This window comes from Pseudomonas sp. GB2N2 (genome assembly GCF_054897705.1).
Genome location: NZ_CM142701.1, coordinates 5297178 through 5320161 on the forward strand (window position 1 = coordinate 5297178; position 22984 = coordinate 5320161).

21 protein-coding genes are annotated in these 22984 nt (G+C 61.3%); 14 read left to right on the forward strand and 7 right to left on the reverse strand.

The annotated features are described in order from the left end of the window. Positions 1-11 precede the first annotated feature (11 nt). From ACYZT4_RS24580 to ACYZT4_RS24590, 3 genes are all read left to right on the forward strand, one after another. Entirely contained in the window at positions 12-1658 is a 1647-nt protein-coding gene (locus tag ACYZT4_RS24580) for an acyl-CoA dehydrogenase family protein (RefSeq protein WP_461983452.1), read from the forward strand. Between the two features lie 185 nt (positions 1659-1843). Next, complete coding sequence (gene amn, locus ACYZT4_RS24585; RefSeq protein ID WP_262164120.1) at positions 1844-3343, forward strand: AMP nucleosidase; 1500 nt, start codon at positions 1844-1846, stop codon at positions 3341-3343. 75 nt (positions 3344-3418) lie between these two features. Beyond that, the gene (locus ACYZT4_RS24590) at positions 3419-4057 is read left to right on the forward strand and encodes a pseudouridine synthase (protein WP_461983454.1); all 639 of its coding nucleotides are present in this window, start codon (positions 3419-3421) and stop codon (positions 4055-4057) included. Here ACYZT4_RS24590 and ACYZT4_RS24595 read toward each other — a convergent pair. Together ACYZT4_RS24595 and ACYZT4_RS24600 are read right to left on the reverse strand one after the other, a co-directional pair. Beyond that, complete coding sequence (locus tag ACYZT4_RS24595) at positions 4052-4261, reverse strand: DUF2788 domain-containing protein (protein WP_461983456.1); 210 nt, start codon at positions 4259-4261, stop codon at positions 4052-4054. The two genes, ACYZT4_RS24590 and ACYZT4_RS24595, sit on opposite strands and share 6 nt — an antisense overlap. A gap of 204 nt (positions 4262-4465) precedes the next feature. Continuing rightward, positions 4466-4945 (reverse strand): Lrp/AsnC family transcriptional regulator, encoded by a 480-nt coding sequence (locus ACYZT4_RS24600; RefSeq protein ID WP_150744035.1) that lies wholly within the window; start codon positions 4943-4945, stop codon positions 4466-4468. 437 nt (positions 4946-5382) lie between these two features. On the opposite strand from ACYZT4_RS24600, the gene ACYZT4_RS24605 reads away from it, so the two are divergent. Next, entirely contained in the window at positions 5383-6489 is a 1107-nt protein-coding gene (locus ACYZT4_RS24605) for a DUF6515 family protein (protein WP_461983458.1), read from the forward strand. Between the two features lie 66 nt (positions 6490-6555). On the opposite strand, the gene ACYZT4_RS24610 is transcribed toward ACYZT4_RS24605, so the two are convergent. After that, a complete protein-coding gene (locus ACYZT4_RS24610) occupies positions 6556-7449 on the reverse strand; it encodes a cation diffusion facilitator family transporter (protein WP_461983460.1) in 894 nt (297 codons plus the stop codon). 29 nt (positions 7450-7478) lie between these two features. Further along, on the reverse strand, positions 7479-7898 hold the full coding sequence (locus tag ACYZT4_RS24615) for a polyribonucleotide nucleotidyltransferase (RefSeq protein WP_461983461.1): 420 nt from the start codon (positions 7896-7898) through the stop codon (positions 7479-7481). A 110-nt stretch (positions 7899-8008) separates the two neighbouring features. Between ACYZT4_RS24615 and hrpB the strand changes: the two genes are divergently transcribed. Continuing rightward, complete coding sequence (gene hrpB, locus ACYZT4_RS24620; protein ID WP_461983463.1) at positions 8009-10525, forward strand: ATP-dependent helicase HrpB; 2517 nt, start codon at positions 8009-8011, stop codon at positions 10523-10525. 35 nt (positions 10526-10560) lie between these two features. Here the strand turns inward: hrpB and ACYZT4_RS24625 are convergent, their stop codons facing one another. Next, positions 10561-11484: a LysR substrate-binding domain-containing protein gene (locus ACYZT4_RS24625; RefSeq protein ID WP_461988788.1), complete on the reverse strand. Its 924-nt coding sequence runs from the start codon at positions 11482-11484 to the stop codon at positions 10561-10563. Positions 11485-11706: 222 nt separating this feature from the next. On the opposite strand from ACYZT4_RS24625, the gene ACYZT4_RS24630 reads away from it, so the two are divergent. From ACYZT4_RS24630 to ACYZT4_RS24650, 5 genes are all read left to right on the forward strand, one after another. Then, on the forward strand, positions 11707-13197 hold the full coding sequence (locus ACYZT4_RS24630) for an aldehyde dehydrogenase (protein ID WP_461983465.1): 1491 nt from the start codon (positions 11707-11709) through the stop codon (positions 13195-13197). A gap of 21 nt (positions 13198-13218) precedes the next feature. Continuing rightward, complete coding sequence (locus ACYZT4_RS24635) at positions 13219-14589, forward strand: aspartate aminotransferase family protein (RefSeq protein WP_461983467.1); 1371 nt, start codon at positions 13219-13221, stop codon at positions 14587-14589. A gap of 377 nt (positions 14590-14966) precedes the next feature. After that, positions 14967-15953: an ABC transporter substrate-binding protein gene (locus tag ACYZT4_RS24640; RefSeq protein ID WP_461983468.1), complete on the forward strand. Its 987-nt coding sequence runs from the start codon at positions 14967-14969 to the stop codon at positions 15951-15953. 9 nt (positions 15954-15962) lie between these two features. Next, a complete protein-coding gene (locus tag ACYZT4_RS24645) occupies positions 15963-16766 on the forward strand; it encodes an ABC transporter permease (protein ID WP_461983469.1) in 804 nt (267 codons plus the stop codon). After that, on the forward strand, positions 16754-17590 hold the full coding sequence (locus ACYZT4_RS24650; RefSeq protein ID WP_461983470.1) for an ABC transporter ATP-binding protein: 837 nt from the start codon (positions 16754-16756) through the stop codon (positions 17588-17590). Before ACYZT4_RS24645 ends, ACYZT4_RS24650 begins: the two co-directional genes overlap by 13 nt. Positions 17591-17737: 147 nt before the next feature. On the opposite strand, the gene ACYZT4_RS24655 is transcribed toward ACYZT4_RS24650, so the two are convergent. Both ACYZT4_RS24655 and ACYZT4_RS24660 read right to left on the reverse strand, forming a co-directional pair. Continuing rightward, positions 17738-18829 carry an endonuclease/exonuclease/phosphatase family protein gene (locus ACYZT4_RS24655; protein ID WP_461983472.1) on the reverse strand — a complete coding sequence of 364 codons (1092 nt, stop codon included), beginning with the start codon at positions 18827-18829 and terminating at the stop codon, positions 17738-17740. A gap of 66 nt (positions 18830-18895) precedes the next feature. Further along, on the reverse strand, positions 18896-19570 hold the full coding sequence (locus ACYZT4_RS24660) for a YciC family protein (RefSeq protein WP_461983474.1): 675 nt from the start codon (positions 19568-19570) through the stop codon (positions 18896-18898). A gap of 177 nt (positions 19571-19747) precedes the next feature. Here ACYZT4_RS24660 and ACYZT4_RS24665 point away from each other — a divergent pair, with 177 nt between their 5' ends. From ACYZT4_RS24665 to yedA, 4 genes are all read left to right on the forward strand, one after another. Beyond that, positions 19748-20509, forward strand: coding sequence for a DUF2076 domain-containing protein (locus ACYZT4_RS24665; RefSeq protein WP_461983476.1), 762 nt, complete (start codon positions 19748-19750; stop codon positions 20507-20509). 127 nt (positions 20510-20636) lie between these two features. Then, positions 20637-21116, forward strand: a complete 480-nt coding sequence (locus ACYZT4_RS24670) for a LabA-like NYN domain-containing protein (protein ID WP_461983477.1) — start codon at positions 20637-20639, stop codon at positions 21114-21116. 22 nt (positions 21117-21138) lie between these two features. Then, on the forward strand, positions 21139-21750 hold the full coding sequence (locus tag ACYZT4_RS24675) for a 3'-5' exonuclease (protein WP_461983479.1): 612 nt from the start codon (positions 21139-21141) through the stop codon (positions 21748-21750). Between the two features lie 242 nt (positions 21751-21992). Then, positions 21993-22919, forward strand: coding sequence for a drug/metabolite exporter YedA (gene yedA / locus ACYZT4_RS24680; protein WP_461983480.1), 927 nt, complete (start codon positions 21993-21995; stop codon positions 22917-22919). Positions 22920-22984: the final 65 nt, after the last annotated feature.

Here is a 22984-nt window from a genome sequence, read left to right on the forward strand (position 1 = left end):
GGAGCCCCGTCATGAACCTGCATCAGTTCGCCGAAACCCACGAAGTCACCAACCAGCCGCCGTCGCTCGACGGCACCAATCTGTACCGCATCGACCTGCCGTTGCAGGAATGGTCGCGGCGCTTTGGGGCGGGTTGGGCGGAATCGAGGATTGACGCTTACGGCGCACTGGCCGGCGGGCCGCTGATGGAAGCGGGGTTTCTGGCGAACCAGAACAAACCGGTGTTCAGCAGTCATGACCGATACGGCCATCGCATTGACCTGGTGGAATTTCACCCGGCCTATCACCAACTCATGCGCACGGCCATCGAGCACGGTTTGACCTCATTGCCCTGGGCGCATCCGCAGGACGGTGCGCATGTCGCCCGCGCATCTATGACCTACCTGCACAGCCAGGCCGAAGCCGGCAGCGGTTGCCCGCTGACCATGACCTTCGCCAGCGTGCCGGCAATGCGTCTGCAAGCGGATCTGGCCGAACAATGGCTGCCGAAAATCCTCGCCACCGAATACGATCCGCGCAACGTCGGCATGGCGCACAAGGCCGGTGTCACGATCGGCATGGCCATGACCGAAAAACAGGGCGGCACCGACGTGCGGGCCAACACCACCAAGGCCTATCCGGTGGGCGCCAGCGGTCCGGGCCAGGCTTACGAACTGGTCGGCCACAAATGGTTCTGTTCCGCGCCGATGTGCGATGCCTTCCTGACCCTGGCGCAGACCGACAAGGGCTTGACCTGTTTCCTCCTGCCGCGCCATCGCCCGGACGACACGCACAATCAGTTCTACATCCAGCGCCTGAAAAACAAGCTCGGTAATAGTTCCAACGCCTCCAGCGAAGTTGAATTTCGCGGTGCGCTGGCATGGATGGTCGGCGAAGAAGGGCGGGGGGTTCCGACCATCATCGAAATGGTTGCCATGACCCGTTTCGATTGCATGGTCGGTTCCAGCTCGCTGATGCGCCAGGCGCTCACACAGGCCAGCCATCACTGCGCCCATCGCAGCGTCGGTGGCAAGTTGCTCAGCGAACAACCCTTGATGCAGAACGTGCTCGCCGACCTGGCGCTGGAAAGCGAAGCGGCCCTGGCGTTGAGCCTGCGCATGGGCAGGGCGCTGGATCATCTGGAGGATGAACACGAAGCGAAATTCGCGCGCCTGGTAACGGCGGTGGGCAAGTACTGGATCTGCAAGCGCGCCCCCGGGATGATCAACGAAGCCGCCGAATGCATGGGCGGTGCGGGGTATGTTGAAGACAGCATCCTGCCGCGTTTGTACCGTGAGGCGCCGGTCAATTCGACGTGGGAAGGCTCTGGCAACGTGCAATGCCTGGACGTGCTGCGGGCACTGTCGAAAGAGTCGGGCGTGCTGGATGTGTTGTTCAGTGAGTTGGGCGACGGACATGGCGACAAGCGTCTGTCTGCGCACATCGTTCACTTACACACGGCCTTCAAGGACACCCGCGACATTCAATATCGCGCCCGCCAGCTCACCGAAGACATCGCGTTGGGACTCCAGTCCAAGCTGCTGCTGGAGGCCGGCAATTCGGCGGTCAGTGACGCTTTCATCGCCAGCCGCCTCGGCGCCGCTGGTCGAGTCTACGGCGCACTGCCACGCGGGCTGGATGTGGAAGCGATTGTCACCCGCTCAACCCCATTTCTCTAAACCACAAAACCCCTGTAGGAGCGAGCCTGCTCGCGATGGACGTCAACGATAACGCTTACCGCCTGAATAGGCGCGTTGCCTAAGCGTTTTTCGCGAGCAGGCTCGCTCCTACATTGGATTTGGGGTGAATTCGGTGTTTGTGTATCAACACACCGCTGTTCCCGTCCGACGACGATGCAGGCAAGATGAAGGCCTGCAAGTCAGAACACAGGATGCTGATCGTGACCGAAGCTTTTATTGTCGTTCAAACCGCCGAGCAAGCCGTTGACCAGCTTGCGCACTTGCACAATCGTGCGACGACCGCGCTGAATCAGGCGCTCAAGCGTTACCTCAAGGATCGTATCGAACCGGACGCCGAACAGCGTGCGATGTTTCGATATCCCGAACTGCGTCTGACCTACCACTGCCAGGGGGAAGTCCCGCAGACCACGCGCGCCTACGCCAAGGTCCAGTTGCCGGGGACCTACAGCGTCACCGTCACGCACCCGGCCGCCTTCCGTAAATACCTGCTGGAACAGCTGGTGCCGTTGATGCACGACTTCACCGTGACCGTGGAAGTCGGCATCAGCCAGCAGAACATTCCGTATCCGTACGTGGTCGAGCAGGGCGATGAACTGGCCGGCTCCGGCGTTACCGCTGCGGTGCTGGCGCGGGTGTTCCCGAGCACCGACCTGTCCGCCGCGACCGACGGCATTGCCGATGGTCTGTACGACTGGGAAAACACCGATCCGCTGCCATTGGCCCTGTTCGATGCCGCGCGGGTGGATTTCTCCCTGCGCCGCCTCGTGCATTACACCGGCAGTGACTGGCGCCATGTGCAGCCGTGGATTCTGCTGACCAACTACCACCGTTACGTCGACCAGTTCATCGTGCACGGCCTGGAGCAGTTGCGCAGCGATCCGCGTTTCGTGCGCATGGTCTTGCCCGGCAACGTGATCATCGAAAAGAGCATGGACCACGGCGAAGCCTCGGCCATTGCCGCCGGTGTGGTTTGGCATCGTTATCAAATGCCGGCCTATCACCTGATCGCCAGCGACGGTCATGGCGTGACCCTGGTAAACATCGGTGTCGGCCCGTCCAATGCCAAGAACATCACCGACCATTTGGCTGTGCTGCGTCCGCACTGCTGGTTGATGATCGGTCACTGCGGCGGTTTGCGTCAGTCGCAGACCATCGGCGATTACGTGCTGGCGCACGCCTACATGCGTCGCGACGGGATTCTCGACCGGGTGGTGCCGCCAAACATCCCAATTCCTGCCCTGGCCGAAGTGCAGATGGCCTTGCAGCAAGCGGCCGCGAATATCACGGGCGAGAAGGGCGACGAGTTGAAAAAACGCCTGCGCACCGGCACCGTGCTGACCTACGACGACCGTAACTGGGAATTGCGCTGGGCCCAGGAACGGCCGCTGATCAACCTGTCCCGTGCCGTGGCGGTGGACATGGAAAGCGGCACCATCGCCGCCCAGGGTTATCGTTTGCGGGTGCCGTATGGCACGTTGCTCTGTGTCTCGGACAAACCGCTGCACAGCGAAATCAAGCTGCCGGGTTCGGCCAACGCGTTCTATGAGCGCGCGGTCAGCCAGCACTTGAAGATCGGTATCGAGGCGGTGGATCTGCTACGCACCGAACTCAACTCGTTGCACTCGCGCAAATTGCGCAGCTTCGACGAGCCGCCGTTCCGCTGATAGCGAGTTGTCATGGTCATTTGGCGGTCAGGGCACTAGCATTAGCAGCCCTGACCGTTAGATGTTTTTCTTCCCATGTCTCGTCCTCAACGTCCCGTGTCTCGCCGCCCTGGCGCAAACACCCCGTCATCAGCAGCCCAGCGCCGTGTCGCCAAAGCGCCACCGGCCGAGCCGAAGCTGATTCTGTTCAACAAACCGTTCGATGTGCTGACGCAATTCAGTGACGGTGAAGGGCGGGCGACGCTCAAGGATTACATCGAGATTCCGGGGATCTATCCGGCCGGCCGGCTGGACCGCGACAGCGAAGGTTTGCTGTTGCTGACCAACGACGGCCAGCTTCAGGCGCGGATTGCCGATCCCAAACACAAACTGGCCAAGACCTATTGGGTGCAAGTGGAAGGCGAACCGAGCGCCGAGCAGTTGCAGCGGTTGCGCGACGGTGTGGAGCTGAACGATGGCATGACCTTGCCTGCCGAAGCGCGGCAGCTGGAGGAGCCTGAACTGTGGCCACGCAACCCGCCGGTGCGCTTTCGTAAAAGCGTGCCGACCCGCTGGCTGGAATTGGTGATTCGCGAGGGGCGTAACCGGCAGGTCCGGCGTATGACCGCGGCAGTCGGCTTGCCAACGTTGCGTCTGGTGCGGGTCAGGATTGGCGACTGGTCGATCGAAGGGCTCGATCAGGGGCAGTGGAAGGAAGTGCCTGCGCGGCTATAGCGCGCCGGATTCAATCAGGCCGATGACCACGCTTTTGATCACGAAGGCGGCGATGCCCAAGCCCAGCACGAAGAACAGGATGAACGAGCCGAAGCGCCCGGCCTTGGATTTTTTCGCCAGATCCCAGACGATGAACGCCATGAAAATGATCAGAATGCTGACCAGTCCGGTCATCATCCACTCTTCGAATACTGCAGGGTCCATCGGTCATCTCCAGCGCGGGCGGGGCTAACAGGCGCGGGAGTATACGGCATGGGGGATTGACGCGGGATTGACCTGCGTCGGTGTGTCGCAGTCATTCGTCGCCTGTGCTGGCCCCTTCGCGAGCAGGCTCGCTCCTACATTTAACCGAGTTCTACCTGAGGATACGGTCGAATGTGGGAGTGAGCCCTGCTCGCGATGGCGTCATCAGCTGCGCAGATGAGTCAGCGGCAACTCGGTGCTGTTGAGCACCTGATTCAGCACAAAACTCGACCGCACACTCGTCACCCCGTCAATCCGAGTCAGATGCCCCAGCAGCAATTTCTGATAGTGATCCATGTCCGGCACCACGACCTTGAGCTGATAGTCCGCGTCCATCCCCGTGACCAGGCTGCATTCCAGCACTTGCGGCAAGGTGCGGATCGCCGCCTCGAAGTTCTCGAATCGCTCCGGTGTGTGCCGGTCCATGCCGATCAGGACGTAGGCGGTGAGGCTCAGGCCGAGCATTTTGCGATCCAGCAGGGCCACCTGGCGCGAGATGTAGCCGTCGTCCTCCAGTTGCTTGACCCGACGCGAGCACGGTGAAGGCGACAAGCCGATGCGTTCGGCCAGCTCCTGGTTGGAAATGCGCGCGTCGCGCTGCAATTCCGCCAAAATGCTCAGGTCGTAGCGGTCGAGTTTGCTCATCAGTCAGGCCTTTGTCATATCGATTGCGGCAGATTATCTATCCAGGGTTAAAAATTGCGCAAGTCATGTTTATTTGAGCAATCTTCGCAATCCTCTGCCGCTGCCCCAAGCCTATTCTTATCACCAGAATCACTGCTCGGACAAACAGTCCACAGCGGCTCGCCCAATCAGGCCAGTCGCGGTCGCCACCCCCACCGGGGATGTGCTGGCCCCCGAGCTGCACACTGTCCAGAAGACGGCGTGAGGTGAGCCGACGTCATAAGCGTCGAGCAAGGACGAAGTTCTCAAAGGGAGGCCGACGGGTCTCCCTTTTCTTTTGCCTGCCAATTTATCACCGCCCCCTCAATAAATAAGTTGCGCGACTGATAACCTGTTGCAGAACCGGCCTGTGCTTTCCCAGTCTTACGTACAAGCCCTAACCCGCAGTGAGGAAAAGCATGAAGTCGCGCATCTGGCGTTTGGCCGGTGTTGGTTTGCTGTGTATCAGTGTCACTGCGCAATCGCTCGCCGATGAGCCGCAGAACCGGGGTCCCGAGAACGGACAACGTGGAGACGGTCGTCAGGGCAACAATCAGGGTCATGGCGGCAACAACCCGCCGCGCCCGCAAAACAATCCGCAGCAGAACAATCCCCAAGAGAACAACCAACCGCGTCCGCAGAACAACGAGATCATTCGGGGCGACAACAGTCGCCAGTTCGAGCACAACGGCCAGCCGCGCAATGGCGGGCAGTGGCAAAACAACCAACCGCGCGACAATCAACCCAGAGACAATCAGCCACGCGATTTCAATAATCCCGTTCGGCCGCCACCACCGCCGCCGCGATTGCCGGCCAACGACCTGCCGATTCAGGGCCGCCCCGACACCGTGCGCCAGACCCAGGAACCGCAGCGTGGCCACTATCAGGACATCCCGCGAAATAATGGTTACAACCAGCAATGGCAGGCGGGCGGCCCGGGTTCACGTCCCGATGATCATCGCTGGGCCGGGCGCCCGGACGGGCACGGCAACGGTTGGGGCCCAGGCCCGCAGTACCGTCCCGGGCATGTGATCGACCGCTTCCCGGACCGTGACTATCGCGTGCCCTATCGTGGTCAGGATTATTTCTTCTCCGGCGGTTACTGGTATCGCCCGCTGGGCCCACGTTACGTCATCGTGGAGCCACCGCGCGGGATTCGCGTCAGCTACCTGCCGGATTACGCCCGTGAAGTGTGGATCGGCGGCGCGCTGTTGTTCCTCGCGGCCGGCTCGTATTACGCCTATCAGGAAAGCTCTCAGGATTACGTCGTGGTCGAGCCGCCGGTGCAGCAGCAACAGCCGCAACCGCAACCGACCAGCAATGGCTATGACGTGACGGCTTATCCCGCCAACGGCCAGTCACCGGAACAGGTCAATCAGGACGGTTACGAGTGCTATCAATACGCGGTGCAGCAGAGCGGCTTCGATCCACGCACGGCCACTTACCAGCCGGACCCATCGGTAGTGCAAGCCTACCGTCAGGCCCAGGGCAACTGCCTGGGCAGTCGCGGTTATCAGGTTCAGTAGCAGCGACGAGCCACAAGCTACAAGCTGCGAGTGCCAGGCTTCAGCTTGCCGCTCACAGCTTGCCGCTCACAGCTTGCCGCTTGCCGCTGCCTTAATCGGATCGGCGTGCACCAGCACCTCGGCTCGCGGGTAGGCAGCGTGAATCGCATCCGCCGCCTGGTCACTGATGCCGTGGGCGACTGACAGGGTCAGATCCCCCGGCAGTTCCAGGTGCAATTGCACAAACCACTGGCTGCCGGAAATCCGTGTGCGCAGGTCATGCGCGCCCAGCACGCCGGGCACGCTGCACGCCAGTTCGAGCATGTGCTGACTGACGTCCAGCGGCAGTTCCTCGTCCATCAGCACGGTAAAACTTTCCCGGCCGATCTGGATGGCGCTCCATAGAATGTACGCCGCGATTCCCAGCCCAAACCACGCATCTATCTGATGCCAACCAAACCCGGCGAGCACCAGCGCGACCAGGATGCTGCCGTTAAGCATCATGTCCGAACGGTAATGCAGCGAATCGGCGCGCACTGCGTTGGAGCCGGTGGCCTTGACCACCCGATGCTGCAACATCAGCAATGCCAGCGTCAGCACCAGGGAAAACACGATCACCCCAATGCTGATCCACGGCGCACCGACCGGCTCCGGATGCTTGAGCCGATCCAACGCCTGCAAGGCAATCAACACTGCACTGCCACCGATAAACAACGCCTGAGCCATGCCCGCCAGCGACTCGGCCTTGCCGTGCCCGTAACGGTGATCGTCATCGGCGGGGCGCAAGGCGTAATGCACCGCCAGCAAATTGAGCAGCGAGGTGACGCCATCGAGGACCGAGTCGGTCAGCCCGGCGAGCATGCTCACCGAACCGCTCAACCACCACGCAATGGCTTTGGCGACGATCAATGTGCACGCCACCGCGACCGAGGCACGGGTCGCCAGCCGCAGCAGGCGGGCGTGTTCGGAGCTGGAAATCATAGGGACGGCGTTTCCTTCATGGGCATGGATTACGCGGCGGGTTGCAGGCCAAGCAAAGCCAGTTGCTGAGTGCTGCCCTTGTGCTGGATCAAGCGCGGATCGTCCAGCGGGAAGCTGCGGCCCAGTTCGGTTTCAAGAATAGTCTGCAACTTGTGGTTATCGACCTTGCCGTCGGCGCCAATCGCTTCCTTGAGTTTTTCCGGCTCCACGTGGGCGGTCTCGCCCGGTGCGTAGTAAATCGCGCCGCTGGCGAAGTCGACAGCAAACGCGATCAGGCCGGGGATGATGTAGAACAGCAGGCCGATGGCATCCAGCGCAGCGATGGCCGGGTCGATCTTGCCGTCAATTTGTCCACGGCGATCGGGGTAGAAGATCGATCCGCAAGCGGTAACCTGGGTCAGCAGGGTGGCAACCAAAACACCGCCAATCAGGCGAAAGGGAATACGCATATGAAAACTCCTGAGTCATCTGGAAAACGAAGCGTCGTCGATATGAATTAGGACCGCGACAAAGGTCCGGCAGTTCGCCGTTATACTCGGGCCTCTGTTATGGAGCCAGCATGATTTCTCTGCCAATTGATGAAGTTTTACCCGCCCTGCGTGAAGCCTTGGCGACACGCCATGAAGCCGTGCTCGAAGCACCGCCCGGCGCCGGTAAAACTACGCGCGTGCCGCTGGCCTTGCTCAATGAGACGTGGTTGGGCGGGCAAACCATTCTGATGCTTGAACCGCGTCGCTTGGCGGCGCGTGCAGCAGCGGAGCGATTAGCCAGTGAGCTCGGGGAAAAGGTCGGCGAAACCGTCGGTTATCGCATTCGGCTCGACAGTAAAGTCGGCCCCAAAACCCGTATCGAAGTGGTCACCGAAGGCATTCTCACCCGGCGCTTGCAGGATGATCCGGCGCTGGAAGGCGTCGGCCTGCTGATCTTCGATGAATTTCATGAACGCAGTCTCGATGCCGACCTGGCATTGGCCCTGAGCCTGAATGGTCGGGAACTGTTCCGCGACGATCAGCCGCTGAAAATCCTCCTGATGTCGGCAACGCTGGAAGGCGAACGCCTGGCCGGATTGCTCGACGACGCGCCGATCCTGCGCAGTGAAGGGCGCATGTACCCGGTGGCGATGCGCTGGGGCCGGCCGTTCCAGCCCGGTGAATTCATCGAGCCGCGCCTGGTGCAGACCATCCTCGACGCCTTGAATGATGAGACCGGCAGCGTTCTGGTGTTCCTGCCAGGGCAAGCGGAAATCCGTCGGGTGCACCAACAATTGGCCGATGCACTGGGCGACAGTTCGCCGGTTTTGCTCTGCCCGTTGCACGGTGAGCTGGACCTCGCCGCGCAACGGGCGGCGATTGATCCGGCGCCGGCGGGCTTTCGCAAAGTGGTGCTCGCGACCAACATCGCCGAGACCAGCCTGACCATCGACGGCGTGCGCGTGGTGATCGATGCCGGGCTGGCGCGGGTGCCGCGTTTCGACCCGGGCAGCGGCATGACCCGTCTCGACACGCAACGCATCTCTCGCGCCAGCGCCACGCAACGCGCCGGTCGGGCCGGGCGGCTGGAGCCGGGTGTGTGTTATCGCTTGTGGTCGCAGGATCAGCACGAGCAACTGGCGGCGTACGCCAGTGCGGAAATTCTCTCGGCAGATCTCGCCGGGTTGGCGTTGCAACTGGGGCGTTGGGGCGTGACGCCGGGTCAACTGGTGTGGCTCGATATGCCGCCAGCGGCGGCTTATGCCCAGGCTCAGGATTTGCTTGATCGCTTGGGCGCACTGGATGGCGAAGCGCTGACCCGTCACGGTCAGGCGATGGCCGAGCTGCCGGCGCATCCGCGTATTGCGCATTTGTTGTTGCGCGGGCAGGCGCTGGGTTTGGCGGAGATGGCGTGCGATGTCGCGGCACTGCTCGGTGAGCGGGATATTTTGCGCGGCGCGGGCGCGGATCTGCACAGCCGGCTGGTGTTGTTGTCCGGCGCAGAACGCGCGACACGCGGCGCGCAGGGTGGCGTGCAACGCGCCCGGCAACTGGCGCGGCAGTATCGCGGTTACCTGCGCGGCAAGGCGTCGGAACCGGTCAGCGATCCGGAGCATCCGCGCTGGCTCGGTGCGCTGCTGGCGCTGGCCTATCCCGACCGTGTGGCCCAGCAACGTCGGGCCGGTGGCGCGGAATATCGCCTGGCCAACGGACGCGCCGCGCTGTTCGCCGAAGCCGACAGTTTGATGAAGCAGTCGTGGCTGGTGATTGCCGATCTGGGCAGTCGTCAGGGCCAGCGCGAAGAGCGGATTTATCTGGCGGCGGATTTCGATCCCGGGTTGTTCGACTCGGTGTTGGCTGAGCAAGTGCGGGTGCTCGATCAACTGGATTGGGATGAGCGCGAAGGCGTGCTTCGGGCTGAGCGTCAGCGCAAGGTCGGGGAGTTGGTGCTCAGTCGCGAGCCGTTGACCGGGCTGGATGAAACGGCCCGCAGTCAGGCGCTGGTGAATCTGGTGCGGCGCAAGGGTCTGGAGCTTTTGCCGTGGACGCCGGAGTTGCGTCAGTGGCAGGCGCGGGTCGCGCTGCTGCGCCAGTTGGACCTCGCGGCCAAGGGTGACAGTGAGTGGCCGGATGTCAGTGATGCGGCGTTGCTGAACAGCCTTGAACTCTGGTTGATGCCGTATCTGGGGAAAGTCTCGCGACTCAGTCATTTTGCCAACCTGGACTTGTCGAGCATCGTGCGTAACTGCTTGCCGTGGCCGCTTCCGCAACGCCTGGATGAGCTGGCGCCGCAGCATTTGAGCGTGCCCTCGGGGTCATCGATTCGGCTGGATTACAGCGAGCAGCCACCCATTCTGGCGGTGCGCCTGCAGGAGTTGTTCGGGTTGGCCGAAACGCCGCGCATTGCCGGTGGGCGGCAGGTGGTGAAGCTGCATCTGTTGTCGCCGGCGCGGCGACCGGTGCAGGTGACGCAGGACCTGGCGAACTTCTGGCGCAGTACGTATGCCGAGGTGAAGAAGGATTTGAAGGGGCGGTATCCGAAGCATTACTGGCCGGATGATCCGTTGGTGGCCGAAGCGACCGCGCGGATCAAACCCCGGAAGTAATGTTGTGATCGTTCCCTTGCGGAGCGGGGGAACGATCACAGGGTTGATCGTTCGGCCTTCGCGGTCAGCTGTTCGCGGCAGTAATCAGCAAACAACTGCGCCGGTTTGGTCAGCTGTCCACGCTTGAGCCACGCCGCTACCAGTCCTGAACCGGTGACGTCTTCGACGATGTCCACGCACACCACTTTCTGCCCGTCGTAGGTGCATTCCGAGTGCGGCCGCGTGACCAGGATGGAGAAGCCGAAACCTTGCCCGACCATGCCCCGCACCATCTCGATCGACGGTGAGCTGAAGGCGATGTTTGGCGACAGGTTCAACTCTTCGAACAGGCTGACGAAATAGGTCCGGCTCGGTTGCACGTCCAGCAGAATCATCGGCTCCAGGCACAGGTCGCGCAGCGACACTTGTTTGAGCTGGGCAAAGCGATGATCCGCCGGCAGCAGCGCGTAAGGCCGCTGTGCCGGCATCAGCGGTTCGGTTTCGATGGTGGCGTCGAGTTCGTGTTCATACAGGATCGCCAGGTCGAACGTGCCCGAAGTCAGACCTTGCACCAGTTCCTGTTGCTCGCCGTCGCGGATGCGGATTTTCACCCCCGGGTACAGCGCCGAGAACCCGGCAATCAACTGCGGCAGGTAAAGCGGCGCGACCGTTTCGAAGCAGCCGATATCGATTTGCCCGGACACGATGTCGTTGTCGGCCAGGGCGTTCTGCTCGAACTCCTTGGCCATGCGCAGCAGTTCCTGGGCCTTGCGGTAGAAACGTGCACCGCTCGGAGTCAGGGACACGCCCTGGGCGTGATGACGGATCAGCAGTTGCACGCCGAAGCTGTCTTCCAGGCCTTTGATCGCCGTGGAAATGGCCGGCTGGGCGATGTACAGCTTGCGCGACGCCTCGGCGACGCTGCCGCATTCGACGGTGGTGATGAAGTACTTCAATTGACGCAGGTTGTAGGCAGCCACGGCAAACCTCGGGGTGGATGGACTCGACATCCAGGCAATTTTTGCGCCGACTGCGTCCGTTCTGACGACGGTGTTGTTGTGCCTGAACAATAACCACATACCGCGCAACCGGGGAGATAGGCTGCCCAGTTTTTTCATGGTCTGCGAAGACATTTTTACTCATTTTCCTCGACGCGGGCCTGCGAGACCATCCAGGCACAAGAAAAGCCCATGGAGCATCTCGTGTTCAAGCTTGCAGATTGGCAAAACAAAGCGGCTTTACTGTCTTTTCCCGACAAGGCGATGATCGGTGGTCAACACCGTTCGGCGCAGTCCGGCCAGACCTTCGCGGCGATAAACCCCGGCACCGGCCAGACGCTGGCCAATGTGGCCGCTTGCGGCGCTGAAGACGTGGACGCGGCGGTAAACAATGCGCGGCAGGTGTTTGAGGCTGGCACCTGGTCGGCGCGTTCGCCAAGTGAGCGCAAACACGTGCTGCTGCGCCTCGCCGATCTGATCATGACCCATCGCGAAGAACTGGCGCTGCTGGATTCGCTGAACATGGGCAAACCGGTGATGGACGCCTACAACATCGACGTGCCGGGCGCTGCCGGGGTGTTTCGCTGGTACGCCGAAAGCCTCGACAAACTCTACGACCAGATCGCGCCCACTGCGCAGAATGTGTTGGCAACCATCACCCGCGAAGCGCTGGGCGTGGTGGCCGCCGTGGTGCCGTGGAATTTCCCGCTGGACATGGCTGCGTGGAAGCTGGCGCCAGCCTTGGCCGCAGGCAATTCGGTGATTCTGAAACCCGCCGAGCAATCACCGTTTTCCGCCCTGCGCCTGGCCGAGTTGGCGCTGGAGGCCGGCCTTCCCGCCGGCGTGCTGAACGTGCTGCCCGGCCTCGGCGAGCAGGCCGGCAAAGCCCTCGGATTGCACTCGGACGTCGATTGCCTGGTGTTCACTGGCTCCACCGAAGTCGGCAAATACTTCATGCAGTATTCCGCGCAGTCGAACCTGAAGCAGGTGTGGCTGGAATGCGGCGGCAAGAGCGCCAACCTGGTGTTCGCCGATTGCCAGGATCTGGACCTCGCCGCCGAAAAAGCGGCGTTCGGCATCTTCTTCAATCAGGGCGAAGTGTGCTCGGCCAACTCGCGGTTGCTGGTGCAACGGTCGATTCACGATGAATTCGTCGAGCGCCTCAAGGCCCAGGCCGAACGCTGGTTGCCGGGTGATCCGCTGGACCCGTCGAGCCGCGCCGGGGCGATTGTCGACAGCCGTCAGACCGCGCGCATCATGAGGTTCATCGAGCAGGCCGAACGCCAAGGCGCGACGATGCGGTGTGGTGGTCGGCAGTCGACTTTCAACGGTTCCGACAACTTCATTCAGCCGACCATTTTTACCGGTGTGACCCCGGACATGCCGTTGTTTCGCGATGAAGTGTTCGGCCCGGTGCTGGCCGTCACCGCCTTCGACGACGAGGCACACGCCTTGCAGCTGGCCAACGACAGCGTTTACGGTCTGGCCGCTTCGCTGTGGACCGACGACCTCAATCGCGCCCACCGCGTGGCGCGGAAATTGCGCGCGGGCTCGGTCTCGGTCAACAGCGTCGATGCGCTCGACGTGACGGTGCCGTTCGGCGGCGGCAAGCAGTCCGGTTTCGGCCGCGACCTGTCGCTGCACTCATTCGACAAATACACCCAGTTGAAGACCACCTGGTTTCAGCTGCGCTAACAACAAAACGGAGAACTGGCGATGACCACCCCACGTGAAACCCGCGACTACCAGGCCGCCGACGCTGCGCACCACATCCACGCATTCGTCGATCAAAAGGCGCTCAACGACGAAGGGCCCCGTGTGATGGTTCGTGGCGAACGCCTGCACCTGTGGGACAACGATGGTCGGCGTTACCTCGACGGCATGTCCGGGCTGTGGTGCACCAACCTCGGTTACGGACGCAAGGACCTGGCGGCGGCGGCGACCCGACAGCTTGAGCAGTTGCCGTACTACAACATGTTTTTCCACACCACCCACCCGCAGGTGATCGAGCTGTCGGAGCTGCTGTTCAGCCTGTTGCCGGGGCACTACAGCCACGCGATCTACACCAACTCCGGTTCCGAGGCGAACGAGGTGCTGATCCGCACGGTGCGCCGTTATTGGCAAGTGCTCGGCAAGCCCGAGAAGAAAATCATGATCGGGCGCTGGAACGGTTACCACGGCTCGACGCTGGCGGCGACGGCGCTCGGCGGCATGAAGTTCATGCACGAAATGGGTGGCATGCTGCCGGACATCGAACACATCGACGAGCCGTACTTCTTCGCCCACGAAGGCCACCTGACCCCAGCTGAATTCGGCCTGCGGGCGGCGCAGCAACTGGAAGCAAAAATTCTCGAACTGGGCGCCGACAAGGTCGCCGGGTTTATCGCCGAACCGTTCCAGGGCGCGGGCGGGATGATCTTCCCGCCAGAAAGCTACTGGCCGGAAATTCAGCGGATCTGCCGCCAATACGACGTGCTGTTGTGCGCCGACGAAGTGATCGGCGGCTTCGGTCGCACCGGCGAATGGTTTGCCCATGAACACTTCGGTTTCGAGCCGGACACGCTGTCGATCGCCAAGGGCCTGACCTCCGGTTACATCCCCATGGGCGGGCTGATTCTGTCGAAGAAAATGGCTCAGGTCCTGGTGGAGCAGGGCGGGGTATTCGCCCACGGCCTGACCTATTCCGGGCACCCGGTCGCGGCAGCGGTGGCCATCGCCAACCTCAAGGCATTGCGCGATGAAGGCGTGGTGACACGGGTCAAGGACGACATCGGGCCGTACCTGCAACAGTGCCTGCGCGAGGTGTTCGGTAATCACCCGTTGGTGGGGGATATCCAGGGTGTGGGCATGGTCGCGGCGCTGCAGTTTGCCGAAGATAAAACCAACCGCAAGCGCTTTGCCAACGAGAACGATATTGCCTGGCGGTGCCGCACGATTGGCTTTGAGGAAGGCGTGATCATTCGCTCGACGCTGGGACGGATGATCATGGCGCCGGCGTTGATTGCCAGTCGGGAAGAGATTGATGAACTGGTCGGCAAGACCTTGAAGGCAGTTGATCGTACCGCCCAAGAGTACGGCCGGCTCTGACATTGCCGGAAGGTCCTGCGGACCTTATCGCGAGCAGGCTCACTCCCACATTGGATCTGTGTCGATCACAAATCCCTTGTAGGAGTGAGCCTGCTCGCGATTGCCGATTCAACACATCTCTCAGGATTTGCACCCACCCCGTGCACCCCCGCCAACACCGCCCCTTTACCGCGCACGCTACCCAGTTTTTTCATCATTCCCATCGACATATTTCCTAATTTTCCAAATCCCCACCTTGGTCCAACATCGACTTCGCCAGTCAGCCAGACGCTGCTCACCCAAAGGTCCATCAGAGACCACAAGGGACAGCGCTTTTCCAAGGCTCGCTGGCCGTACTGCCCATGACAAAACTAAATCAACAGCTTTGGGAGTGCTCCATGATCAAGTCCTTGTTTGCCCGCGTTGCTCATCCACTGGCGATCACCGCCATTGCCGCGACGGTCGCCACCAGCGCCCAGGCCGGCACCCTGTCCATCGGCCATACCACCTGGGTCGGTTACGGCACCCTCTACCTGGCCCAGGACCTGGGCTACTTCAAGGAAAACGGCCTGACCGTCGAATTGCCCGTCGTTGAAGAAGCCTCGATGTACATGGCCGCGCAAGCCTCGGGCGAATTGTCTGGCTCGGCGTCGACCATCGACGAAGTGCTCAAATACCGCCCGCAATTCTGCTTCAAAGCCGTCGCCGCACTCGATGACAGCCACGGTGGCGACGGTGTTCTGGTGGGCAAGGACGTCAAGAGTCTGCAAGAGCTGAAAGGCAAAGCCGTGGCGGTCAACGAAGGCTCGACCTCGCAGTTCTGGCTGTCTTATCTGCTGAAAAAACACGGCATGAGCATGAGTGACATCACTGTGCAGAACATGACAGCTGACGATGCCGCCACCGCGTTCATCGCCGGTCGCGTGCCCGCCGCCGTGACCTGGGAACCGCACCTGTCGATGGTCCGTGACAAGAAACAAGGCAAGGTATTGATCGACAGCAGCAGCACGCCGGGGGTGATTGTCGATGTGGTCGCACTCAACTGCACCGTCATCGAAAAGCAACCGGACGACGTCAAGGCGCTGGTCGCCGGGTTGTACAAAGCGGTGCAGTACACCAAGGATCACCCCGAAGAAGCCTACAAAATCATGGCCAAAGGCGTCGGCGGTTACCTCGCCGATCCGAAGGAACTGGCCGCCGCCGCGCAGGGCGTGCGCTTCTACGATCAGGCCATGAGCGAAAAACTCTTGGGCTCTCCGGGCAAGCCGGGCGACAGCGAACCGTTGATCAAACTGGCCAATGAAACCGCCAGTGAATTGCAGGGCAAACCCTACAACGTCAGCAATGACGACTTGATCGACAACCGCTTCGTCACCCCGCTGTAGGAGGTTCGCATGTTCAAGCGCAATTCATGGCTGAGCCGCTGCATCACCCCCAAGACCGGCCTGCCGGTCTCGGTGATCTGGAGCGCGAGCGGCTTGGCCTGGGTGCTGTTGGTTGGCTTGTGGGCCGGGTTGTCGTACGGCGGCATCGTGCCGGGGATGTTCCTGCCGACACCCGGCGCCGTGCTCGAGGCCGCCGTGCGCCTGGGCCGCGACGGCACCCTCGGTTTGCATGTGTGGGCCAGTCTCGAAGTGGTGGTGGTCGGTTTCGTCATTTCGTCGCTGGTGGCGGTGCCACTGGGCTTGCTGATGGGCAGCTTCCGCATCGTCCAGGCGTTCCTCGAACCGTTGGTGAATTTCATTCGCTATTTGCCGGTGACCTCGTTTGTGCCGCTGTTCATTCTGTGGATCGGCATCGGTCTGGAGCAGCGGGTCTCGGTGATCATCTTCGGCGTGTTCTTCCAGCAACTGGTGATGATCGCGGACGTGTCCAAGGGCATCTCCAAGGATTTGATCAACGCTTCTTACACCTTGGGTTCGACCCGCCGCGATGCGGTGCTGCATGTGATCGCCCCGGCGTCGTTGCCGGGTGTGCTCGACACCTTGCGCGTCACCATGGGCTGGGCCTGGACGTACCTGGTGGTCGCTGAACTGGTCGCGGCGTCGAGCGGCCTGGGTTACTTGAGCCTCAAAGCCATGCGCGGCTTTCAGGTGGATGTGATTTTCCTCGCCATTGCGATCATCGGCCTGTTGGGCCTGGTCACTGACCAACTGTTCCGTTTCCTACGTCTGAGGATTGCCGCATGGGCTCAGTAACTGCCGTCAACCCGCGCCTTGTCACCCCGATGGCCGCCCCGGCGCACGCCGCGCCACGGCTGCAAGTGGACAAGGTCAGCCTGCGTTATCAGAAGCCTGACGGCGGTGTGTTTACCGCGCTCGACCAGGTGTCGTTCGAAGTTCCGGACCAGCAGTTCGCGGTGCTGGTCGGGCCGTCGGGCTGCGGCAAGTCGAGTCTGCTGTACCTCACCGCCGGCCTGAACGAGCCCACGGAAGGCGAGATTTACGTCGGCGGCCAGCAAGTGCAGGGGCCGGGTGCGGATCGCGGCATGGTGTTTCAGAGCTACACGCTGTTCCCGTGGCTGACCGTGCGGCAGAACGTCGAGTTCGGCCTCAAGCGTCGCGGCATGGCGGCGGCGCAGCGCAAGGAAATCGTCGATTACTACGTCAACGAAGTCGGCCTGACGGGCTTCGCCGACAACTACGCCAAGCAGCTGTCGGGCGGCATGATGCAGCGCGTGGCGATTGCCCGGGCGCTGGCCAACGACCCGCAGATCCTGCTGATGGATGAACCCTTCGGCGCCCTCGACAGCCAGACGCGCCTGCAAATGCAGCAGTTGTTACTGCGGGTCTGGGGCAACAGCAAGAAGACTGTGCTGTTCGTCACCCATGACATCGACGAGGCCATTCTGCTGGGCGACCGGGTTTACGTGATGGGCGCGCGGCCGGGGCGGATCAAGCAGATTCTGGACGTGCCGATCGAACGGCCACGGACCCTGGACATGGTCATGGAGCGCTCGTTCATCGAGATGAAGCGCGATATTTTCGGGCTGCTGCATGATGATCTGGAAGAGGTGCATTGACTCGATTTTCAGTCATCCATTCATCCCTGTGGGAGCTGGCTTGCCAGCGAAGAGGCCCTCAAATGCACCGTCTTTTTTGTTGACTGACAGTCCGCTATCGCTGGCAAGCCAGCTCCCACAGGTTTTGCATTTGTCTGGAGTCCACGGCTACGGCGCAGCCGGCAGGAGGAACCGCGCAATCACCGGTAAATGATCGGAAATCCGCAAGGTATCGTCCTGCCGCACCATCGCTTCGACCCGTTTGATCCGCGGACTGTAGAACAGGTAATCGACGGTACGGTCCGGACCGTTTAGACCGAGATCATTCGGGTAATGCGTCAGCCAGCGTGCCCGATCGATTCCGCTGGCTTCATTGTTGGTCGGAATCATCGGGTACTTGTCCCACAACAGGTGCAGTGCGCTGTCGGCGGAGTAGGGCGTGCGCTGTTCGGTGGGCAGGCGTCGATATTGCCCCAGCGGCAACAGGTTGAAGTCGCCGCCGATCAGCCAGGGCGTGCCCCGGCTTTCAAACGTGTCGAGGACTTTGGCAACGGCGGTCACCTGGGCTTGCAGCGTGTCGTCAGGCTGCTGAGCACGGTCCAGATGGGTGCTGAGCACCGCGATCTGCCCGCCGTCGCTCACCGGCAGGTAAGTGATCAGCAACGCGTTCTTCGGTTTGAACTGGCGGCTGATGATGTTGACTTGCTCGACCGGCAGTTGCAGGCGTTCGGCGTGTTCGATCTGGAAGCGACTGAGGGTCGCCAATTTTCGGCCGACACTGCCAAAGATGTGCGGCTGCGGGACGAAGTCGGCTTTCCAGTCGAAGGCGTGGGCACTGCACGGATACAAGTCGGCGAGGCGTTCCTGGAGCAGTTTGAACTGGTTCTGGTAGTCGCTGGCCTTGGCGCCGTCATCGAGCTCTTGCAACAGCACGACGTCCGGTTGCTCATCGCGAATCACCCGCGCCACTTCATCGAGGCTGAAGGCCATGTCTGCGGGCGTCGGGTTTTCGTCGTTGCCCTGAGCGAGGTCATTCCAGAACACGTAGCGCTTGCCCGCCAGGTATTGGACGTTCCAGGTCATCACTTTCAGCGCCTGTCCCGGCACCAATACCGGCACAGGGGTCGGCGCCTGAGCGTTGCAACTGACCGGCAGCAATTCCTCGGCATCGGGGCGCCAGGTCAGGCTGTAGATCAACAAGGCAGTCAGGCTGACGGCGATCAACAGGCCCAGCAGGGTGTAGCGCAGCAGACGGGTCATGGCTCGGCTTATCGCGTTACAAAAGAGGTGTCCGAGCATAACCGAGAGCGGGGCCGAAGCCCACGGTCAGAGCGGCCGGTCGACTTGTTCGGGGGCGTCGCCGATGAGCATGAACAACCGGAACAACACCACGCTGGTGAACAGTTGCAAAAAGCTGTGTGCGCTGTCGATCACCAGGGAAATCACCGGGTTCTGCGGCTCTGGGTACACCTCTATAGTCAAGCCCTTGAGCAGCCACAACGGTCCCATCACACACAGGATGCACACCAGAATCCGCAGGAAATGACCGCGGGTCAGGCGCAGGCTGGCTTTCATCGCGGCCAGCGGTGCCATGCCCCTGAGCACCAGCAAGTATTCGCTGAACGCCAACATCACCATCAGCCAGATGCCCGGCAGAAAGTACAGCGACAGGCCCAGCAGGATCAGCAGGGTATTAAGTGCCGTGAGCAAGGCGAAACGCGGCCACAGCCAGGCGGCCCTAGTCAGCAGGTCACGGGTACGCGGCGATTCGCCACGGCTGCGCGCATCGAGAAACAGGATCAGTGCGGCGGTGTACAGCGGATACACCAACAGGCCGACGATCACGCTGATGCCGGGAAAGCTGTCTGGCACAGTGTTGTGGTCGACCACTTGTTGCAGCAGCGCTTCGAAAATCACCAGCGGCAGGCACAGCTGCACGATCTGGCCCAGATTGCGCTTGAAGAAATACAGCGAGTCACGCAGCACGTCGAACGGATTCATCAGTCGGTATCGCAGTCATATTCAGTAACTCACTGTAACCGATCATGTACCGCCTGAAGCAAACGTAAACGTTCGGTAAAGGTCATTGAAACAAGTTGTTTCAGCCTCCATTAAGGTCGAGCACCGTATCCTCATTGGAGAAGGTCTACGATTTCCCCGGCAATCTACGAGGTCGCCATGAACAGCGAAGAACAAACCCTGATCGATGGACTGTTTTCCCGGCTGCAACAGGCCGAAACGGACGCAGCCCCGCGCGACGCCCTGGCCGAGGCGCGGATCAAGGAGCACCTGACTCGCCAGCCCGCTGCGGGCTATTTCATGACCCAGGCGATTCTGGTGCAAGAGCACGCACTCAAAAGCCTCGACGAGCAGAACAAGCAACTCACCCAGCAAATCCAGCAATTGCAGGCCGAACTGCAATCGGCCAAGGCGCAAACACCGGCACCGGCACCGAGCGGCGGTGGTTTCCTGTCGAGTATTTTCGGCGGCAGTTCCCGTGAAACGCCTGCGCCCAGTGCACCGCCCGCCAGCGGCGGCTGGCGTGAGCCGGGGCGTCCGTCGTTCAATTCGCCACCGCCACAGCAGAACTTCGCTGCGCCGCCACCGCAGCAGAACTACGCGCCGCAACAGCAGGCGCCCGGGATTGGCAGCGGTTTCCTAGGTGGCGCGCTGAAAACCGCGGCTGGCGTGGCGGGTGGCGTGATGCTGGCGCAAGGCATCAGCAGCCTGTTCCACAGCAATCAACAGCCTCAGGAAATCGTCGAAGTCATCAAGGAAGAACCGGCCCAGGTCAACGATCACAGCGGTGACAAAGCCTGGGGCGATGAACAGCGCGTGGCCGACAACCATTCCAGCGATCAGGGCGGTTACGCCGACGCTGATTACAACGATGACAGTTCATCGTTCTTCGGCGGTGATGACGACGATTCCTTCGTCTGACCCGCCATTCGTCCGGAGCGCTGCGGCGCTCCGGGCCGATTATTCGCGGAACAATCCTTCAGGCTGGCATACTGGGCAACTTTTCGGGCCCGGTGCCTGATCCCGCCTGCGCGAAAGAGGATGCACGGTGAAGAAAATTGCAGTGTTCGCCGATGTCCAGAACCTCTATTACACCGTGCGCCAGGCATATGGCTGCCACTTCAACTACGCCGCGCTGTGGGCTGATATCAGCAAACAGGGCGAGATCGTCGAGGCCTATGCCTACGCGATCGATCGTGGCGACAGCAAACAGCAGCAATTCCAACAGATCCTGCGCAACCTCGGCTTCACCGTGAAGCTCAAGCCCTACATCCAGCGCAGCGACGGCTCGGCGAAGGGCGACTGGGACGTGGGCATCACCCTCGACATCATGGACGCGGCGGACCACGTCGACGAAGTGGTGCTGGCCTCCGGCGACGGTGATTTCGACATGCTGCTGGAACGCATCATCAGCAAGCACGGCGTGCAAGCCGTGGCTTATGGCGTGCCGGGCCTGACGGCCAATTCGCTGATCCGCGCCGCCAGCCGCTACGTGCCGATCGAGAGCGCGTTGCTGCTCAAGAATTGATTTTTACGGAGTTGAAACAGGTTTGGAACGCATAGCAGTCATCGACTTTGAAACCACCGGGATCTCCCCGAGCAGCAGCTGCCGGGCCACGGAAATTGCCGTAGTGATCCTTGAACAGGGGCGCATCGTCGAGCGTTACCAAAGCCTGATGAACGCCGGCGTCCGCGTCCCGCCCTTCATTGAGCAACTGACCGGCATCAGCAACGCCATGCTGCGCACCGCGCCAACGGCGGAGCGGGTGATGAACGAGGTCAACGAATTCGTCGGCACCACGCCGCTGCTCGCGCACAACGCCGCGTTTGACCAGAAGTTCTGGGATTTCGAGCTGGGGCGGATCAAACGCACGCGATTGCAAAACTTCGCCTGCTCGCTGCTCCTCGCCCGCCGTCTGATGCCTGCCGCGCCGAATCATAAACTCGGCACGCTGACCACCTTCGCCCAACTGCCCGACACCGGCAAAGCTCACCGGGCCATGGCTGATGCCGAGATGGCCGCCAACCTGACAGCGCACCTGGCGCAGGAGTTGCGGCACAAGCATGGGTTGCGCGAGTTATCGCATGATTTGCTGGTCAGCCTGCAGAAAGTGCCGGCGGCGAAGATCAACGAGCACCTCAAGCGCCATCGCGGGTTTTGATTCGCACAAAACCCTGTAGGAGCCAGCTTGCTGGCGATGGACGTTAACGATGGCACGTGTTTTTTGAACAAACGCGGCGTTCTTGAGACCATCGCGAGCAGGCTCGCTTCTACAACGGCCGTGTCGTGTCAGTGTCCGTGATTTGAAAAGTGTACCGGCGCTATAAACAGGTTTTGTAACTTATTTTTCGTTGTCAGCCTTTCTAGAATGGCTGTTCACAAGTCCTGCCTGCGAGCTGCCCAATGCCTGGCTTACGTCGTTTTTCCTTACCGTTGATCGCTGCGTTTTTTGCGCTGTATGTGATTTGGGGTTCGACGTACCTGGTCATCCGCATCGGCGTCGAATACTGGCCGCCCTTGTTGCTCGCGGGGATCCGCTTCGTCACCGCCGGGACGTTGATGTATGCATTTCTGCGTTGGCGCGGGGCGCCCGCACCGACCTGGGCGCAGTGGAAAGCGGCGGGCGTGATCGGGATTTTGCTGTTGGCGTGCGGTAATGGCGGCGTCAGCGTGGCGGAACATACGGGCGTCGCCTCTGGCATTGCGGCGCTGGCCATTGCCACCGTTCCACTGTTTACCTTGCTCTTCGGCTATTTCTGGGGCGCGCGCAATACCCGTCTCGAATGGGCCGGGATTGCGCTCGGTCTGATTGGCATCGCGATGTTGAACCTCGGTTCCAACCTGCAATCGAGCCCGCTGGGCGCCTTGTTGCTGGTCTTTGCCGCGGCGACCTGGGCGTTTGGCTCGGTGTGGAGCAAACATTTGCCGTTGCCTCAGGGCGCAATGGCCAGTGCCGTGGAAATGCTGGTCGGTGGTGTGGCGCTGCTGATCGGCAGCGCGCTGAGCGGCGAGCATCTGCAAGCCATGCCGCCGATCGAAGGCTGGGCTGCGCTCGCGTATCTGATCTTTTTCGGCTCAATCATCGCCTTCAACGCTTACATGTACTTGTTGAAAAACGTGCGGCCGGCGGCGGCCACCAGTTATGCCTACGTCAACCCGGCGGTGGCGGTGTTGCTGGGGATTGTGTTCGTCGGCGAGAGCATTGGACTCGCGGAAGCATTGGCCATGTTGGTGATCATCAGTGCCGTGGTGTTGATCGGATTGCCGCAGTGGCGTCGGGCGCCTGTTCGGCCTGCCGTAGCCGTGCCGACAGAATCCCGTGTGAATTAGGGTAAACTGCGCGCCATTGCACACTTGTTATGCACAATCGCGCTGAATTTTCCTACGGTAATCCC

Coding starts and splice junctions, on each gene's coding strand:
- ACYZT4_RS24600 (WP_150744035.1), bottom strand. CDS start 4,945: ATGAGCAAACTCGACCGCTACGACCTGAGCATTTTGGCGGAATTGCAG.
- ACYZT4_RS24595 (WP_461983456.1), bottom strand. CDS start 4,261: ATGGACCCTGCAGTATTCGAAGAGTGGATGATGACCGGACTGGTCAGC.
- hrpB (WP_461983463.1), top strand. CDS start 8,009: ATGATTTCTCTGCCAATTGATGAAGTTTTACCCGCCCTGCGTGAAGCC.
- ACYZT4_RS24655 (WP_461983472.1), bottom strand. CDS start 18,829: ATGACCCGTCTGCTGCGCTACACCCTGCTGGGCCTGTTGATCGCCGTC.
- ACYZT4_RS24580 (WP_461983452.1), top strand. CDS start 12: ATGAACCTGCATCAGTTCGCCGAAACCCACGAAGTCACCAACCAGCCG.
- amn (WP_262164120.1), top strand. CDS start 1,844: ATGAAGGCCTGCAAGTCAGAACACAGGATGCTGATCGTGACCGAAGCT.
- ACYZT4_RS24590 (WP_461983454.1), top strand. CDS start 3,419: ATGTCTCGTCCTCAACGTCCCGTGTCTCGCCGCCCTGGCGCAAACACC.
- yedA (WP_461983480.1), top strand. CDS start 21,993: ATGCCTGGCTTACGTCGTTTTTCCTTACCGTTGATCGCTGCGTTTTTT.
- ACYZT4_RS24615 (WP_461983461.1), bottom strand. CDS start 7,898: ATGCGTATTCCCTTTCGCCTGATTGGCGGTGTTTTGGTTGCCACCCTG.
- ACYZT4_RS24660 (WP_461983474.1), bottom strand. CDS start 19,570: ATGAATCCGTTCGACGTGCTGCGTGACTCGCTGTATTTCTTCAAGCGC.
- ACYZT4_RS24650 (WP_461983470.1), top strand. CDS start 16,754: ATGGGCTCAGTAACTGCCGTCAACCCGCGCCTTGTCACCCCGATGGCC.
- ACYZT4_RS24605 (WP_461983458.1), top strand. CDS start 5,383: ATGAAGTCGCGCATCTGGCGTTTGGCCGGTGTTGGTTTGCTGTGTATC.
- ACYZT4_RS24665 (WP_461983476.1), top strand. CDS start 19,748: ATGAACAGCGAAGAACAAACCCTGATCGATGGACTGTTTTCCCGGCTG.
- ACYZT4_RS24635 (WP_461983467.1), top strand. CDS start 13,219: ATGACCACCCCACGTGAAACCCGCGACTACCAGGCCGCCGACGCTGCG.
- ACYZT4_RS24640 (WP_461983468.1), top strand. CDS start 14,967: ATGATCAAGTCCTTGTTTGCCCGCGTTGCTCATCCACTGGCGATCACC.
- ACYZT4_RS24610 (WP_461983460.1), bottom strand. CDS start 7,449: ATGATTTCCAGCTCCGAACACGCCCGCCTGCTGCGGCTGGCGACCCGT.
- ACYZT4_RS24645 (WP_461983469.1), top strand. CDS start 15,963: ATGTTCAAGCGCAATTCATGGCTGAGCCGCTGCATCACCCCCAAGACC.